The organism is Nonlabens sp. SY33080 (assembly GCF_011784885.1).
Taxonomy (GTDB): Bacteria; Bacteroidota; Bacteroidia; order Flavobacteriales; family Flavobacteriaceae; genus Nonlabens; species Nonlabens tegetincola.
This window is the reverse complement of record NZ_CP050461.1, coordinates 2,588,405-2,604,874: the sequence shown is the minus strand read 5'-3', so window position 1 is coordinate 2,604,874 and position 16,470 is coordinate 2,588,405. Positions and strand designations below refer to the sequence as shown.

At 35.0% G+C, this 16,470-nt stretch carries 16 protein-coding genes and 1 tRNA gene; 6 read left to right on the top strand and 11 right to left on the bottom strand.

What is annotated here, in order from left to right:
* Positions 1 to 2 precede the first annotated feature (2 nt).
* Positions 3 to 1,451, top strand: a complete 1,449-nt coding sequence (locus HCN53_RS11775; protein ID WP_167343068.1) for a TolC family protein — start codon at positions 3 to 5, stop codon at positions 1,449 to 1,451.
* Between the two features lie 63 nt (positions 1,452 to 1,514).
* Positions 1,515 to 1,907, top strand: coding sequence for a DUF4870 domain-containing protein (locus tag HCN53_RS11770; protein WP_167343067.1), 393 nt, complete (start codon positions 1,515 to 1,517; stop codon positions 1,905 to 1,907).
* Between the two features lie 89 nt (positions 1,908 to 1,996).
* Here the strand turns inward: HCN53_RS11770 and HCN53_RS11765 are convergent.
* The 8 genes from HCN53_RS11765 to HCN53_RS11730 all read right to left on the bottom strand — a co-directional run bounded on the left by HCN53_RS11765 (position 1,997) and on the right by HCN53_RS11730 (position 9,182).
* Positions 1,997 to 2,071: transfer RNA gene (locus HCN53_RS11765), tRNA-Val, on the bottom strand.
* A 61-nt stretch (positions 2,072 to 2,132) separates the two neighbouring features.
* Positions 2,133 to 3,305, bottom strand: a complete 1,173-nt coding sequence (locus tag HCN53_RS11760) for a bifunctional folylpolyglutamate synthase/dihydrofolate synthase (protein WP_167343066.1) — start codon at positions 3,303 to 3,305, stop codon at positions 2,133 to 2,135.
* Between the two features lie 43 nt (positions 3,306 to 3,348).
* The gene (locus tag HCN53_RS11755) at positions 3,349 to 4,170 is read right to left on the bottom strand and encodes a hypothetical protein (protein ID WP_167343065.1); all 822 of its coding nucleotides are present in this window, start codon (positions 4,168 to 4,170) and stop codon (positions 3,349 to 3,351) included.
* A 3-nt stretch (positions 4,171 to 4,173) separates the two neighbouring features.
* Complete coding sequence (locus HCN53_RS11750) at positions 4,174 to 4,563, bottom strand: ExbD/TolR family protein (protein WP_167343064.1); 390 nt, start codon at positions 4,561 to 4,563, stop codon at positions 4,174 to 4,176.
* Between the two features lie 2 nt (positions 4,564 to 4,565).
* Positions 4,566 to 5,258, bottom strand: a complete 693-nt coding sequence (locus tag HCN53_RS11745; protein ID WP_105018570.1) for a MotA/TolQ/ExbB proton channel family protein — start codon at positions 5,256 to 5,258, stop codon at positions 4,566 to 4,568.
* Between the two features lie 89 nt (positions 5,259 to 5,347).
* Positions 5,348 to 6,835 carry a sodium/proton antiporter NhaB gene (gene nhaB, locus HCN53_RS11740; RefSeq protein ID WP_105018325.1) on the bottom strand — a complete coding sequence of 496 codons (1,488 nt, stop codon included), beginning with the start codon at positions 6,833 to 6,835 and terminating at the stop codon, positions 5,348 to 5,350.
* Between the two features lie 2 nt (positions 6,836 to 6,837).
* Positions 6,838 to 8,064 carry a Glu/Leu/Phe/Val dehydrogenase dimerization domain-containing protein gene (locus HCN53_RS11735; RefSeq protein WP_167343063.1) on the bottom strand — a complete coding sequence of 409 codons (1,227 nt, stop codon included), beginning with the start codon at positions 8,062 to 8,064 and terminating at the stop codon, positions 6,838 to 6,840.
* Between the two features lie 65 nt (positions 8,065 to 8,129).
* The gene (locus HCN53_RS11730; RefSeq protein WP_167343062.1) at positions 8,130 to 9,182 is read right to left on the bottom strand and encodes an anhydro-N-acetylmuramic acid kinase; all 1,053 of its coding nucleotides are present in this window, start codon (positions 9,180 to 9,182) and stop codon (positions 8,130 to 8,132) included.
* Positions 9,183 to 9,260: 78 nt separating this feature from the next.
* Between HCN53_RS11730 and HCN53_RS11725 the strand changes: the two genes are divergently transcribed.
* Both HCN53_RS11725 and galE read left to right on the top strand, forming a co-directional pair.
* On the top strand, positions 9,261 to 10,403 hold the full coding sequence (locus tag HCN53_RS11725; RefSeq protein ID WP_060523164.1) for an acyl-CoA dehydrogenase: 1,143 nt from the start codon (positions 9,261 to 9,263) through the stop codon (positions 10,401 to 10,403).
* A gap of 99 nt (positions 10,404 to 10,502) precedes the next feature.
* Positions 10,503 to 11,519 (top strand): UDP-glucose 4-epimerase GalE, encoded by a 1,017-nt coding sequence (galE, locus tag HCN53_RS11720; RefSeq protein ID WP_167343061.1) that lies wholly within the window; start codon positions 10,503 to 10,505, stop codon positions 11,517 to 11,519.
* Here the strand turns inward: galE and HCN53_RS11715 are convergent.
* A complete protein-coding gene (locus HCN53_RS11715) occupies positions 11,516 to 11,971 on the bottom strand; it encodes a GAF domain-containing protein (RefSeq protein ID WP_167343060.1) in 456 nt (151 codons plus the stop codon). The two genes, galE and HCN53_RS11715, sit on opposite strands and share 4 nt — an antisense overlap.
* A 72-nt stretch (positions 11,972 to 12,043) precedes the next feature.
* Between HCN53_RS11715 and xrtF the strand changes: the two genes are divergently transcribed.
* Both xrtF and HCN53_RS11705 read left to right on the top strand, forming a co-directional pair.
* The gene (xrtF, locus tag HCN53_RS11710) at positions 12,044 to 12,595 is read left to right on the top strand and encodes an exosortase family protein XrtF (RefSeq protein WP_167343059.1); all 552 of its coding nucleotides are present in this window, start codon (positions 12,044 to 12,046) and stop codon (positions 12,593 to 12,595) included.
* Complete coding sequence (locus HCN53_RS11705; protein ID WP_167343058.1) at positions 12,579 to 13,019, top strand: exosortase F system-associated membrane protein; 441 nt, start codon at positions 12,579 to 12,581, stop codon at positions 13,017 to 13,019. Before xrtF ends, HCN53_RS11705 begins: the two co-directional genes overlap by 17 nt.
* Here the strand turns inward: HCN53_RS11705 and HCN53_RS11700 are convergent.
* Both HCN53_RS11700 and HCN53_RS11695 read right to left on the bottom strand, forming a co-directional pair.
* Complete coding sequence (locus HCN53_RS11700; protein ID WP_167343057.1) at positions 13,005 to 13,715, bottom strand: hypothetical protein; 711 nt, start codon at positions 13,713 to 13,715, stop codon at positions 13,005 to 13,007. The two genes, HCN53_RS11705 and HCN53_RS11700, sit on opposite strands and share 15 nt — an antisense overlap.
* Positions 13,716 to 13,882: 167 nt before the next feature.
* On the bottom strand, positions 13,883 to 16,375 hold the full coding sequence (locus tag HCN53_RS11695; RefSeq protein WP_167343056.1) for a zinc-dependent metalloprotease: 2,493 nt from the start codon (positions 16,373 to 16,375) through the stop codon (positions 13,883 to 13,885).
* Positions 16,376 to 16,470 lie beyond the last annotated feature (95 nt).

Sequence of the window (16,470 nt, the reverse complement as noted above, 5' to 3'; positions counted from 1 at the left end):
TTATGAAACGTCATATAACACTATTGTTTTTTGTTATTCTCGCTTTCGCGAAAGCGTACTCTCAAAACTTTCTAGATCAAGCCGGTAATTATACTCCTGTATGGCAAGTACAACCAGCCGATTCACTTGATTTAATGAGTTTTCAAGAGTACCTAGCTTTTGTAAAACAACATCATCCAGTTATGAAGCAAGCAAACTTGCAGCTAAATATGGGTGAAGCTAACTTATTGAAAGCACGAGGAGCATTTGATCCCAAAATTGAAGCGATAAAGGACCGCAAGAAGTTTAAGAACACGGAATACTACGACGAGTTCTATGCAGCATTTAAAATACCAACCTGGTATGGAATTGAATTAAAAGGAACTTTTGAACAAAATACAGGTACATTTTTAGACCCTAGTCTTACCGTTCCAGATGATGGACTCTATGGAGCAGGCGTTTCTTTTTCACTAGCGCAAGGTCTTTTAATCAATGAGCGCATGGCCGATTTAAGAAGAGCAAAATTCTTTATTAATCAAACCAAAGCAGAAAGAGATCTAATTTTAAACGATCTCATATTTGAAGCTAGTAAAGCTTATTTCAGGTGGTTACAAGCAAGTAATGAACGTTTAATTTATGAGAACTTTCTGGAAAATGCCGAAATTCGATTCCAAGGAATTAAAAGACAAGTTGAGGTAGGTGACAAAGCCGCTATCGATAGTGTTGAGGCTAAAATAGCCTTTCAAAATCGCGTTCTTTTACTAGAGGCCGCAAAATTAAAACAGCAAAAAGCGAGACTAGAAGCAAGTAACTTTCTATGGATTGATAATGTACCAGTAGAACTTAGAGAAGATTTAAGACCTGTTGTACCGCAACGAGAAATGATAGCTGCAAGTTTACAATTAGAAGGTATTACTGTATCGACCGATAGTTTAGACCAACATCCTAAAATACGCAGTATTGATGCTAAATTAAATGGTTTACAAGTTGATCGCAGGCTTAAACAAAACAAACTATTACCCAAGATAAATCTTGAGTATAATTTTCTCACACCTGACGGAGGCGAATTAAACAGTTTTAATACCAGTAATTACAAGTTCGGTCTTAACGCTAGCTTCCCTCTTTTTTTAAGAAAAGAACGTGGAGACCTTAGATTGGCTTCTATCAAAATCCAAGATACTGAATTAGAAAGAGCTGCTACCCAGTTAGAACTTAGAAATAAAATAGAAGCTGTAAGCGTAGAAATCACTTCTCTGGACGAACAGAATAGGCTTATCAACGAGATTGTATCCAATTACCAAGTAATGCTCAATGGTGAGCTACGTATGTTTCAAATAGGAGAAAGTAGCGTGTTCCTAATCAATACAAGAGAACAAAAGCTAATTGAAGCAACCTTAAAAGCCAATGAACTTTTGATCAAATCCTACAACGCCACAGTAAGTTTATATAACGCTCTAGGTATAGTCGAATAAGGTACGAGTCTATTAGACTGTAACAAAATCATTTTTTTACTACATATAAATAAAAAAAGAATCATGAATCAACCTTATCAAACTACATCAGAATATCACTCTCATTCCTATAAGCCGTGGGGAATGGAACAAAATCAATTTTGCTTACTAATGCACTTGTCTCAATTTGCAGGATGGCTTGTTCCTTTTGGTGGGATTATTTTTCCAATAATTATGTGGTCCACAAATAAGGATTACAGTCAAAAGGTGGACTTACACGGTAAAGAAATACTTAATTTTATGATATCTTATTTTCTGTATAGCATCATAAGTATATTCCTTATGTTCTTTATCATAGGATTTATTACCATCTTCTTGGTAATGATATGCAGTTTTATTTTTACTATTATAGGAGCAATAAAAGCCAGCAATGGTGAATTATATAGATATCCATTGACGATTCGTTTTATTTCCTAATGAATCAAAGCAAGCAGATAACTATTCACTAAAAAATAAAACTTAAATAAATAAAAAAGGTCTTCATTTCTGAAGACCTTTTTTCTCTGTGGGCGCGAAGGGATTCGAACCCCTGACCCCTTGGGTGTAAACCAAGTGCTCTGAACCAACTGAGCTACGCGCCCTAAAGCGGTTGCAAATATACAACCCTTTTTTGTTTCTCCAACTATTTTTTAATGAAAAAAATTAAAAAATTTCTGCCACCACAAAAGTGCTTCCTGTAACTATCACAGCATCACTCTCCTGCGCTTTTTCAATAGCTACTTTTTTTGCTGTTTTCACATCATTTATTACTTCAAAACTTCTATTAAGTTCCTCAAAGTATTTAGAAAGAACCTCAACCGGCATTGCTCTACTTACTGTTGCTTGTGTAAGAATATAATAGGCAGTAGGTGGTAATAACTTTATAACCTTTAAAGCATCTTTATCGCTTACCATACCTATTACGATATATAGCTTATCGAATTGCTCTTTGTTGATTTGTTTCATCAACGCCTTAACTCCTGCTACATTATGGGCAGTATCGGCAATTACTAAAGGATGTGAGCTTAATTTAGTGTATCTACCATAAAAACTAGTGTTTATAGAGACCTTATTACAACCCTTCTTTATATGATTCTCATCAATGTTAAATGCGTAAAGAGTATCTAGTAATTTAAGCGTAGTTAAAGCTGTACGCAAATTATCCTTTTGATACCAGGCAGAAAGATCACTTACAGGGGCTTTTAATTTATGGTTTACTTGATGATAAGGAGCGTTTATGTTTTGTGCGCTTTCGCGAAAGCGAGATCTTAAAAGACTTCTACGTTCACCTACAACAACAGGAACAATAGGCTTGATAATCCCTGCTTTTTCCATAGCAATTTTAGGCAAAGTATTACCCAATATTGCGGTGTGGTCCTTGTCTATACTAGTAATGACAGAAATCAATGGAGTAATGATGTTAGTTGAATCTAATCTACCACCCAATCCAACTTCAATTATCGCAATATCAACTTGTCTCTCCTTAAAATATTGAAAGGCCATACCTACTGTCATCTCAAAAAAAGACAACTGATTGGACTCAAAAAAATCTTTATTTAATGAAATAAAGTCAACAACAAATTGCTTATCACAAGGTTTACCATTGATTTTAATACGTTCTCTAAAATCGCGTAAATGAGGTGAGGTATAGAGACCAACTTTGTAACCAGCTTCTTGCAACACACTAGCTAGAATGTGGCAGGTACTTCCTTTACCATTAGTTCCTGCTACGTGAATACTAGGAAATGAGTGATGAGGATGTTTTAAATGTGTATCTAGTTTCTGGATATTAGATAAGTCGGCCTTGTAAGCGACCTTACCTACCTTTTGATACATCGGTAATTGGTTGAACAACCAATTTAACGTCTTTTGATATTTACTACTCACCTAATTTAAAGATGACTTCTATGAAACCTATTTGAATTTCTTTAGTAGCGTCTGGAGCGGCAGTAAACTTCCAGGTTTTAGCTGTTTTAGTTGCAGCGTCTAACAAACACTGTGCTCTGTTTGAAGTTCCTTTTTTTCCTGCTGTTGCCTTTACAACTTCGCCAGATCTATTTACTTCAATTTCGACAATTACCTTTCCGCTCTCATTACAATCTGGCGGTACTCCTTGACCACGTATTTTACCTCTTCCTTTAAGACCGTACCCCTTACCACCTTGACCTAATCCAGGATCTCCATAATAGGTATTTGCGTATGGATCTCCATTCAACTGACCTTTGTTCCCAGGACCATCACCTGGTCCTTCGCCATTATTATTTTCACCATCAATTTCATCGGCTCCAGTTACAGAACCTATAGCATTAAGAACATCAGAACTAGGTTTAGGGTCTTCCTTTACTGGTTCAGTTTGTGGTTTAGGATCTGTTTTCACAGGTTTGGTTGATGTTTCTACATCAGGACTGCTATTAATAACAGGCGCATCTTCAATTTCTTGAGTAGCGATATTTTCCTCACTAGACTGCGCAGGTTGCGGTTGTGAGGTTTGAGTAACTGGGGTAACCTTAGTAGATTTTGCAGGTTCTACTGGTCCAGATCCTACTGCTGTGTTTCCAAAGTTTACAGCGATTCCACTTTCTGGAGGTGGATCAAGTTCTTTTAAAACCGTCACAAAAGTAAACACCAATAACAGCACACTCATCAAAATACTTGTAATGATGAAAGACTTACGTTTTTCTTTGGTGTCTAAAAATCCCATCTTTTAAGGTTTTACGGCTAAAATTATTTTGTACTTATTACGATTTGCGATATCCATAACCGTGACAGCTTTTTGTAAAGCTACTTCATTATCTGCTCTTAATATAATGGTAGGATCTTCTTGATTTTCCATTACAGAAAGTAGCTCTTGCTCGATCGCATTTTCCTCTACTTGTTTACTGTTTACAAAAAACAGACCATCTTTTGAAATACTCACCGAGGCGTTTTGAACATTGGAGGATTTACCTTTTGCCTTTGGTAAAATTAAATCCAGAGCTTCTGGTGTGATGGATGGCGAAGTAAGTAGAAAAAATACTAGCAATAGAAATACGATATCAGTCATCGATGACATCGAGAATTCAGGACTTACTTTATTTCTTCCTCTTAAATTCATAATTAAGCTGGTTCATTTAGTAAATCAAGGAAATCAACTGCGTTTGCTTCCATTTGATGAACTACTTTATCCGTTTTAACAACTAAATGATTATACCCTATGTAAGCGATGATACCAACAATTAAACCAGCTACAGTTGTGGTCATTGCAGTATAAATACCTTCTGCTAGGGTTCCCATTTCAGCTTGTCCACCACTATTTGCAAGAGTATGAAAAGCAAGTACCATACCTATTACAGTTCCCAAAAATCCAATCATTGGAGCAGCTCCTGCAATAGTAGCCAAAATACTTACATTCTTTTCTAATTTGTAAACTTCTAATTTACCAGCATTTTCTATGGCGCTATTGATATCCTCGAGCGGTGACCCTATGCGGCTTATACCTTTCTCCGTCAACCTCGCTACAGGAGAATCTTCTTTGGCACATAGCATTTTTGCAGCATCTAAGTTTCCATTAGTAACTTGATCTTTAATTTGAAGCATAAAGTTTTTATCAATCTTACTAGAAGCCTTGATCTTAAATAAACGCTCAAAGTATATATAAAGTGCTACAAAAAGTAACACTATCAATATAGCAATTACGATAGTTCCTGCCACTCCACCGCTTACAATAAGGTCATAAAGAGATAGGGTTTTCTCTTCTATTACTGGTTCTACAGCGTCAGTAATTCCTGCTGATTCTTGTATCATACTCATTAAAATATTGTTTGATTGATAACGTAGGATAAACATAAACATTATACACCTACTTAAAACAAAGTCTAAAATTAGTTATTTACAAGGTTTTAAAGAGTAAGAATAACACAGGTTAAACCTACTATCGTTAAAACTATAGTGTAAGGTAGTGCCATTTTTACCATTTTACCATATGATAAGTTAATTACTGGAGCTAATGCCGATGTCAATAAAAATAAAAACGCTGCCTGACCATTAGGTGTAGCCACACTTGGTAAATTAGTTCCTGTATTAATTGCAATGGCAAGATGTTCATATGTTTCTCTATCAATAACACCGTTTTGATGAGCAGCTGCCACTTCATTAATGTAAACAGTGGCCACAAATACGTTATCTGATATCATACTTAAGAATCCATTAGCTAGATAGAAGATCGCAGGTTGACTGCTAGGATCTTGGTGTAAGGCCCAATCAATTATTGGAGCAAACAAATGTTGATCGTGTATCATTGCTACAATCACAAAAAACACAACTAATAAACCTGTAAAAGGTAACGCCTCTTCAAAAGCTTTTCCTAGGCTGTGCTCATCTGTAATTCCCATAAATGCAGTTTGAATTACGATTAAACCTAAACCTATAAATCCTACTGGCGCAATATGCAAAGCTAGCCCTGTTATCAATAGTACCGCAGACACTGCTTGAACGATCAAAGCGTACTTTTCTTTTTCGGTACGTTCAGAATCACGTTTTTCCATCCAGCCTTCAATAATTTGTCTTACCACTGGTGGCATTTTTTCACCAAATCCAAATGTTTTGGTAGTTTCTAATAATACGGTTGTTAATATACCAGCGATAAATACTGGAATAGTAATCGGTGACATTTTTAGGAAGAATTCAATAAAGTTCCAATCCATCTTGGCACCTATAAGTAGGTTTTGAGGTTCTCCAACTATGGTACACACACCACCAAGAGCGGTACCTACCACACCATGCATTACAAGACTACGTAAAAAGGACCTAAACTTCTCAAGAGTTTCACCACTTAATTGTTTCCTATCCAAAGTATCATCAGCATCAAGATCTAGGTCGCTAGAATGAATCTTGTGGTAAACATTATAAAACCCTAACCCTACACTAATAAGAACAGCCGTCACGGTCAATGCATCAAGAAATGCACTAAGTACTGCACTCAAAAACACAAAGAATAGGGATAATAAAAGCTTAGACTTAATTTTAGTAAAAACCTTAACGAAAATGTACATAAGCAGCGGTTTCATAAAGTAAATACCAGCTACCATAAAGACCAATAGCAGGATTACTTCTAAGTTTTGAGAAACTTCTGCATACACACCGTGATCAGATCCTGGATGACCAGGACTGGTAAGTCCTAATGCCAGTACTTGAATAGCCAGTAGTCCGCCAGATTGTAGTGGATAACATTTTAAGGCCATTGCCAGACAGAAAATAAACTCTGCAATAAACACCCAACCCATTACAGTTCCAGGTAAAATAAAGTAACCAATGGTATTGAAAACTAAAAAAGCTATCATAGTCCACTTAAACCAATGTGGACTGTTTCCTAAAAAGTTTTTAAACATAATTATACTAATTGTTTTAAAGCTAGCTCAAATGCGGTTGAGCTGATTTGTTGTTTTGAACTATTATGATCGTAAATGTTTTGAATTGCATTACGTATTGTCATACTAGTATCGTTAAAAATTGCATCGTCAGTCATTTGCACACGACGCTCCATAAAATAGGCAAACACTCTTGCCATACCACAGTTGGAAATAAAATCTGGAATAAGACTCACTTTCTCATCTGTATGCTCCATGATAGGACCAAAGAAAATTTCTTTATCAGCAAATGGTACATTTGCTCCACAAGAAATCACTTCAAGACCACTATCTATCATTTGATCAATTTGATTTTGACTTATTAATCTAGAGGCTGCACATGGTGCAAAAATTTGTGTATTAAGTTCCCAAATTTTTTCATTGACCTCTTCAAACGGTATAAGTGAAGATGCTCTTAAGGTATTCCCGTCTTTATTTAAGAATAATTCTCTTATCTCTTCAAAACTAAAGCCATCTTCATTAATTAAACCACCTACTCTATCTATAATCCCTACGACTTTGGCACCCATTTGAGCCAAATAATAAGCCGCAGCGCTACCTACGTTACCAAAGCCTTGTACAACAGCACGCTTACCTTTAACATCACCACCAAAAATATTGTAGTAATGCTTAACAGCCTCTGCTACTCCGTAACCCGTTATCATATCGGCAACAGTATACTTACGAGAAACATCAGGTGAAAACTCTGGATTTTCAATTACTTTGATTACACCATGTCGTAATTGTCCAATTCTATTGATTTTATCAGCTTCTGATGGAGAAAAATGTCCATTAAAAACACCTTCTTGTGGATGCCATACACCGCTGTCTTCAGTAATAGGAATTACTTCATGTATTTCATCAACATTTAAGTCACCACCAGTTCCATAATAGCTTTTAAGAAGTGGGGAAACTGCTTTGTACCAACGTTCCAAAACCCCTTTTTTACGTGGATCTTGTGGATCAAAGTTGATCCCAGATTTTGCACCACCAATCGCTGGTCCAGAAACAGTAAATTTGATTTCCATCGTTTTTGCTAGGGAAAGCACCTCATTCTTGTCAAGACCTTGTCTCATACGAGTACCACCACCAGCTGCGCCTCCTCTTAGACTATTAATCACTGTCCAACCTTCAGCCTCGGTTTCTGGGTCGTTCCAGTGAAAAACTATTTCTGGCTGCGCTTCCTCGTAGCGTTTAAGCAATTCCTTCATATAGTTAGTAGAATTTGTACAAATATAATCTAGCTAGATGAAGAAAAAGCAGGTTTTACAATTTCTTAAGGAAGGTAAATTTGACCACTTGAATGATCATGTCGCGAACCTGTCACACTACTTAAACAATTTACTTGATTACGCAATCGAAGTACTCCTAACAGCCCAAAGATTAATGCTTCTTTATACTCTACTATCTTTGATTCTGGAATAACGAGATCACCGTCGTAATGATACCTAATTCTATCCATTAAATATGTATTAAATGCACCACCACCTGTACAAATAATTCTTTTTTTAGACGTGATAACTTTTGTTATTTGTATCGCTACATGTTCTACAAAAGTGGCAAGAACATCCTTTATATCGTAATTCTGTAATAAAGGAAATACATATTGATTAACCCATTCTATACCTAGTGACTTCGGTGGATTCATCCCATAATAAGGTATATCATTCAATTTATCGAGTAAAGGTGTTTGTACTTTTCCCGCTTTCGCGAAAGCGCCATCCTCATCATACTCCTTACCCAACAGCAACGAAAAATGATTAAGTACCGTATTAACTGGACAAATATCATAAGCGATGCGACCATCACAAGAATCATGACTAATATTTGCAAATCCACCTAAATTTAAACAGTAATCATAATCATTGAATAGAAGCTGATCTCCTATAGGAACTAATGGTGCTCCTTGCCCACCAAGCAAAATATCCTGGACTCTAAAATCGCAAACAACTCGATGACCGATAATAGACGCTATCTCTAGAAGATTTCCTATTTGAAGGGTATATCCTTGTTCTGGCTTGTGAAATATAGTATGACCGTGAGAACAAACGGCAATTAAGTCTTCAATAGGATTTTGATCGAGGTATTTTTTAACAAGTTGACCTAAGTATAAGGTATATTCCTTATTAAGATTTTCAATTTCTACAGAAGAACTATGTACAGCCTGACTCAATCTACGTTTCCATTGAGCGGAATACGGAATACAAACAGCATTACAAATTGTAAAGGTCCACTGTTTTTCACGTACTAATTGAACGTGTGCAATATCTACACCATCTAATGATGTACCTGACATGACTCCTAAAACGTTATAGTACTGATGATTCATAGGTATTTTATGAGGTAAAAAGGTGTAAACAAGTTAAATTTGCAAACTTAAAAATAACTCAAACAATATAGAACTATCATGGATTTTGGCCTTACTGAAGAGCATTTAATGATTAGAGATGCGGCAAGAGATTTTGCACGTACAGAATTACTTCCTGGTGTTATAGAAAGGGATACTCACCAAAGATTCCCTGCAGAACAGGTAAAAAAAATGGGTGAACTAGGATTTCTAGGTATGATGGCCGACCCTAAGTATGGTGGTGGTGGAATGGACACAATTTCTTATGTCCTTGTGATGGAAGAGCTTTCAAAAATTGACGCAAGTGCATCTGTAATCGTATCGGTTAACAACTCACTAGTTTGTTGGGGACTGGATACTTACGGTAACGAAGCTCAAAAAGAAAAATACTTAACTAAACTTACAACAGGTGAATCTATAGGTGCATTTTGTTTAAGTGAGCCTGAAGCTGGTAGTGATGCAACTTCACAAAAAACTACTGCTATTGACAAAGGTGACCACTATGTACTTAATGGTACTAAAAACTGGATCACTAACGGAAGTACCGCAGACTATTACCTAGTAATTGCACAAACCGATCGCGAGAAAAAACACCGTGGAATCAACGCTTTTATTGTAGAAAAAGGTTGGGACGGTTTTGAAATCGGTGTTAAAGAAGATAAATTAGGAATTAGAGGTAGTGATACTCATTCATTAATTTTTAATGATGTAAAAGTTCCTAAAGAAAATAGAATAGGTGAAGATGGATTTGGATTCAAATTTGCCATGAAAACTTTATCTGGTGGTCGGATAGGGATTGCTGCTCAAGCCTTGGGTATAGCAAGTGGAGCTTATGAACTTGCTAGAGATTATTCTAAAGTAAGGAAAGCTTTTGGTACAGAAATTTGTAACCACCAAGCAATCGCCTTTAAACTGGCTGATATGTATACCAATATTACTGCAGCACGTCACATGGTAATGCAAAGTGCTTGGGATAAGGACATGGGTAATAACTATGATGTAAGTGGTGCAGCAGCAAAATTATTTGCATCGCAGGTTGCTATGGAAACTAGTGTAGAGGCTGTACAAATTCATGGTGGTAACGGTTATGTGAAGGAATATCACGTAGAGCGTTTAATGAGAGATGCAAAAATCACTCAAATCTATGAAGGCACAAGTGAAATACAGAAAATCGTAATTTCAAGAGCTTTACTTAGAGATTAATTTTCCCCTTATATTTTGATAAGAAATGCTGTTCCTGTGTGAGCAGCATTTTTTGTTTATGGTTACTTCATGTAGAGAAGTTCGTTTACATTTGCTTTTATGAAAATATTAGTAACAGGCGGTTTAGGATATATAGGTTCACACGTTGTTGTAGAACTACTGGAATTAAATTATGAGGTTGTAATCATCGATAATTTATCTAATTCTAGTAAAGATGTTTTGGATAGAATCAAGAAAATATCTAAAAAAGAACCTTCCTTTTATCAAATTGATTTAAGAGACAAAAATCAAGTTAACAATCTGTTTACTAAGGAAAAAAATATAGACGGAGTAATTCATTTTGCAGCGTCTAAAGCAGTAGGTGAAAGTGTAGAGAACCCTTTACTCTATTACGAAAACAATATTAATGCATTAGTAAATTTACTTCAACAACTTAAGGATAAGAACATCTCTTTTATTTTCAGTTCTTCTTGTACCGTATATGGACAAGCAGATGTTATGCCTATCACAGAAGAAGCTCCTATAAAACCAGCAGCTTCTCCCTATGGTAATACTAAGCAAATAGGTGAAGAAATAATTAATGATCTTTGTAAAACAAGTTCTACTTTCAAATGTATAAGTCTAAGATATTTTAATCCTATAGGAGCTCATGAGAGTTGCCTAATCGGCGAATTACCAAATGGCATTCCTCAAAATCTTGTTCCTTACATTACTCAAACTGCTATAGGAATAAGAGAGCAGCTTTCTATTTTTGGACAAGATTATCCTACTAGAGATGGAACGGCAATCAGAGATTATATCCATGTGGTTGACCTAGCCAAGGCTCATATAGCTGCACTTGAAAGACTATTGAATAATAATTCACAATCTAAATTTGAAACCTTTAATATAGGTACAGGTACTGGTAATACAGTACTAGAAGTAGTGAAAACCTTTGAAAAAGCAACTGGTCTAGAACTCAACTATAAAATAGTGAATCGTAGACCAGGTGATGTGATTGAAGCTTATGCAGATACCAGCAAGGCTAATAATATTTTAAATTGGAAAGCCGTGCATTCCTTAGAATCCGCATTATCCAGTGCTTGGGAATGGGAAAAGGCTATTCGCAAGGTTTAAATGATAGCTGCAATTTGTTCGTTTACCCATTCTAAAAAACGTTCGTCCTTTTCGTCAAATGCTTTTGGTGTATTGCTATCAATATCAATTTGACCTATGTTCTTACCATTTTTAAACATTGGAATTACCACTTCACTTTTTACATATATGCTACAAGCTATATAATTATCTTGTGCAGTAACATCGTCAACTACAAAATTTTGATTAGATACAGCCACTTGCCCACAAATACCTTTACCAAATGGAATAACCGTATGGTCAGTAGGCTCTCCAGCTTGTGCCCATAAATGCAATGTAGGTTCGGACTCATGAGCCATATAAAAACCAACCCAATCGTAAGTTTCCAGGTTAACTTGAAGCAATTCACAAACCGCTTGCATTTTATCCTTTACCGTACCATTAGAACTTCCTATGATTTTAAGAATAGCTGGTTTCAATTCGTTTATATTCATTGTAGTATTTTTGAAGCTACAAAACTAATATCCACAGCTGATTACTTAACAGTTTTAACATAGAATATACAAATGCTTTCATCACTTAGACCTTATATACCTGTGTTTAAATTTGTTGCCGTTTTTGGAGGACTGTATATCGGGCTCTCAATCCTCTATTATTTCTATTTGAGTTTTGATTATGGCAGTTATCACTATCCTGATCCAATTACTTCTCAAATAAGTTTCCAGACACAAGAGTTATTAAGTTTAATAGGGTATAATGCGCAAACGATGAATAGTGCAGGACATCCATCTGTAGCTGTTTACTCTAATGAACAACTCTTATTTAGAATTATTGAAGGATGTAATGCAGTAAGTGTTATGATCTTGTTTTGCGCGTTTATTCTCGCTTTCGCGAAAGCGTGGAAAAAAACTATACTATTTCTATTAATTGGAGTAGTTATAATATACGCTATCAACCTTACCCGATTGGTGTTATTAGGAATTATCTATGCCGATTATCCGACCCTTACTCATGTGTCCCATGAGATAATTTTTCCAGCTATAATCTATGGAACCACTGTTTTATTGTGGTTGTATTGGCTCAAAAAACCAAAATCCAAACATGTACCAACTATATAGATACTTATTAATTATTCTATTAATCGGGTTATTAATAAGTGTAAGAGTTTTTGAAGATTTATTATTTATAGATGAATTAAAACAATTCTATCTATCAGATTTTCAAAACATGAGCTTGCCATCTATTAATATAGTTACAACAGGATTTTATACGACCCTGCGTTACGCTATTAATTCCCTTATTTCATTGAGTATTATTGGGCTTTTGTATAAAAAATTAGATTATATAAAGGCAGCGCTATGGGTTTATGTATTTGCCTATATTATTTTAATGACTTCCTTTATTACACTTTTACACATATCTCCAGACTCGTCAAAGATGATAATATTTTATATCAGGCGTTTTTTAATTCATCCATTATTACTCTTTGTGCTTACGGCAGGCTTTTATTTTTTATCAAATAAAAAGTTAGTGCAAGAATAGTCTAGTTCCATTTTCATCAGATGTTTTGTGAACAACAACAATAAATTTATTATTGTTATTAACCGCACATTGCGCCCAAGATGACTTTATAAGGGCTATTTGGATTTTTACATCAATTTCCCTTGATAGAGACTCAACTACTTCTGTTTTATTGATAGTTTGATCATCATTAAAAACGACTGCATAAATTCCAATCAATTTTGAATTTGATTTTATGAGAATACTTTGTAGAGTAGTACTAAATTGTATATTATCATTGAATTGAGTGCAAAAAGTCCTAGAATCTGTAATCAACTTATGATGTTTACGAAGCATTCGATACTTATTCAATTCTGTCACAAAACCTGAATCCATAGCAAACTTATTTCTTAGACAAGGCTTAGAAATTAGTTGCCCGTTATCCAAATTTCCGAATATCAAAAGTTCATCATTTGCTTTTAGATACAATCTACATTTATCGTTATTGATGTTGTTACCAACTTCTTGTTGTATAATCATAGAGTTGTTTTTTGGACCTTTTAATATTTCTAAAATATCAAAACGTACGTAATCTTGATTCTCAATAGGGTAGTTATAGTACACTTCATTTATGCGTACATGAGCGATAAAATCAACATTTTTGTAATCTGTAGCAATATTTTCTCTAAAACAAACACAAGATTGAGAAGCGCCGTAGGCGGAATAAAATATACTCAAAAAAAAGGCGATAAGAGCTTTGTTCAATATTTTAATATTTATAAGAATGAATTACATTTAAAAAATACCACCATAGGACAAGTTAAGCCTTAAATACAAATAAATACATTGTTAAATTAAAAAAGGTATGATTTTCATCATACCTTTTTTTCTAGTAAAATTTAAAACTAATCATTTGGATTAAGAATATCATCTATTCGTTCTTTCAAATCATTTAGATGGTATTTAGTCATCTCGTCTGATGTTCGATTAGAAGCTCTTGTAACATCTCTTAATAATGTTTTAAGTTGAGCTCTAACAATTGGTCTTATATCACTTTGAGAAACATCAACACTACTTTGACCAGCAAACGCTCTTACTCGAGCTGGTAATTTAGGTTGTTCGTTATTCATTATAAATTCTAAACGTTCTATATAAGCACGTTGTAAGTTACGTCTATATCGATCTATTTTTTGTCCGCGTTTCAACTCACTAAACAATCCCGATCTAAGATCATTCATCATTTCCAATAAACCATATCCGTTTGAACCATTAACCTCTTCATTCTCCATTAATCTTGACATTCTACCAAAATCCAATAAATTATTAAGGGTTCTAGTTTGAACACCTCTAATTCTTTCTATTGCACCGTCAGATTCAATTTTATTGAAAATATTTTGATCAATTAACCACTTAGGTGTTGAAAATAATTGCTCATTTAAGAACTTCATAGCTCTCGTTTGCTTATCTCTACTCGCATGCTCATATACAGCTCCGTCTTGTTGACCATAAGCTTTATATGTTTCTTTTACCCCACCAATATTGGCAGTTACGTGGCCCATGTATCGATTATACTGTCCTAATAACTGATCGTACATAGATTTTAATTCACTATAATTTTCACCTTCTTCACCCGTCCATTCGATTAGATTAGGAACAATGCGCTGTAAATTTTTGATACCGTATTCACTAGCTCTCATAGAGTCATCACCAAGATCTTCCGTTTGACTAGTGTGATCAACAACACCGAATTGCTGTCTTCCGAAACGGTACATAGGATCGCCTGATTTTTCATTTATCCAGGAATCTAATATTTCCTTCTCTTCTTCGGCTGTCTTATCTAAAATTGGTTTATAACCCCACATGATTGAATATTTATCATACGGACCAATATTAGGCATTAGGGCAACATCACCATCTTCCGGTTGAGCTACATAATTAAATCTTGCGTAATCCATTATGGATGGTGCAGTACCATATTTTTTGGTGAATTCTGCATCCCTTAAATTTTCAACAGAATAAGCTATTGAACTTCCCATATTATGTGGCAGTCCTAATGTGTGACCAACCTCATGTGCACTAACGAATCTTATGAGCCTACCCATAACTTCATCATCAAACTTATTCATTCTGGCATCAGGATTAATTGCCGCAGTTTGAATGAAGAACCAATTATGTAAAAGAGTCATTACATTATGATACCAGTTAATATCACTTTCAAGAATTTCACCACTTCTAGGGTCACTAACATGAGGTCCATTAGCATTAGGTATAGGTGATGCTAGGTATCTTACTGTTGAAAAACGCACATCCTCCGGACTCCAATCCGGATCTTCTTCTTTACTTGGTGGGTCTTTAGCGATAATTGCCTCTTTAAACCCAGCTGCCTCAAATGCCACTTGCCAGTCTTCAATACCTTGCTTGATAAATTTTCTCCATTTCTGCGGAGTGGCCGGATCTATATAATAAACAATTTGCTTTTTAGGAATAACCAATTCTCCATTAAGGAATTTTTGCCTGTCTTCCTCTCTAACTTCTAATCTCCATCTATCTAAATAGCGAACAGTTTTGGTTTTTTGTTCATCTAATCCATAATCTTGTTGACCTCTTGCAAACCATCCTACACGTTGATCAAAATAACGACGCTTCATAGGCGTTTTAGGTAACAAAATCATTGAATTACTAATTTCAAGTGATATTGATTGAACACTTGAATTAGATGGTGGATCAGAGGAAAAATATGTTTTAACATGCCTCGATTCTATATTGAGTGGATAAGATCTTAAGGTGTCAATATAAGAACGACTATCATCTAACCTAGTTATTTTGTAGCGTTTTCTAGAGTTTTGAGGAAATCCAATCGCCTTAACATCCTTATTGAAAAAATTAGTAACATCAATGACTAGGTTATTAGATAAACTATCCTTTTTAATAGCCTTAATTGGAAAACTGTAAAGAATTGGTTCAAAATTAGAATTTTCAACCGCTAAACTTACTGGTAAAGAATCGTTAGCTACAATTTGATGGGAAACAACTCTTAGTAAGATATCATTTTTATTTCGTTGCCATCTCAAGGTTTGAGTATTTTGTTTACCGCCACCAAAACCAATTCCAGAAGCAGTTTTTGCAATACGCGTCACCATCAACATTTCTCTATTTAATAAAGAATCGGGTATTTCATAATAGTATTTATCCTCCAAAAAGTGTACGGAGAAAAGACCTGGATCTGTTTGAGCTTTAGAGGTAATTACCTTGTTATAAGGTTGCATACCGCCTTTCTTTTTGCCTTTAGAACTAGCAACAACTTGAGATTTTGAGCCTTTTGCTTTCGAAGAAGTACTACATCCTTGGGTAGTTATCAATACAAAGGAAAGCAAACTCAAAAAAAGATATTTTTTCATGAATTATAAATTTCAAGAAAAATACACCATACATATTTAAGAAGTTCCTAAGATATCGTTAACAAAGTTTACCACAACAAAAAACCCTTATCAAA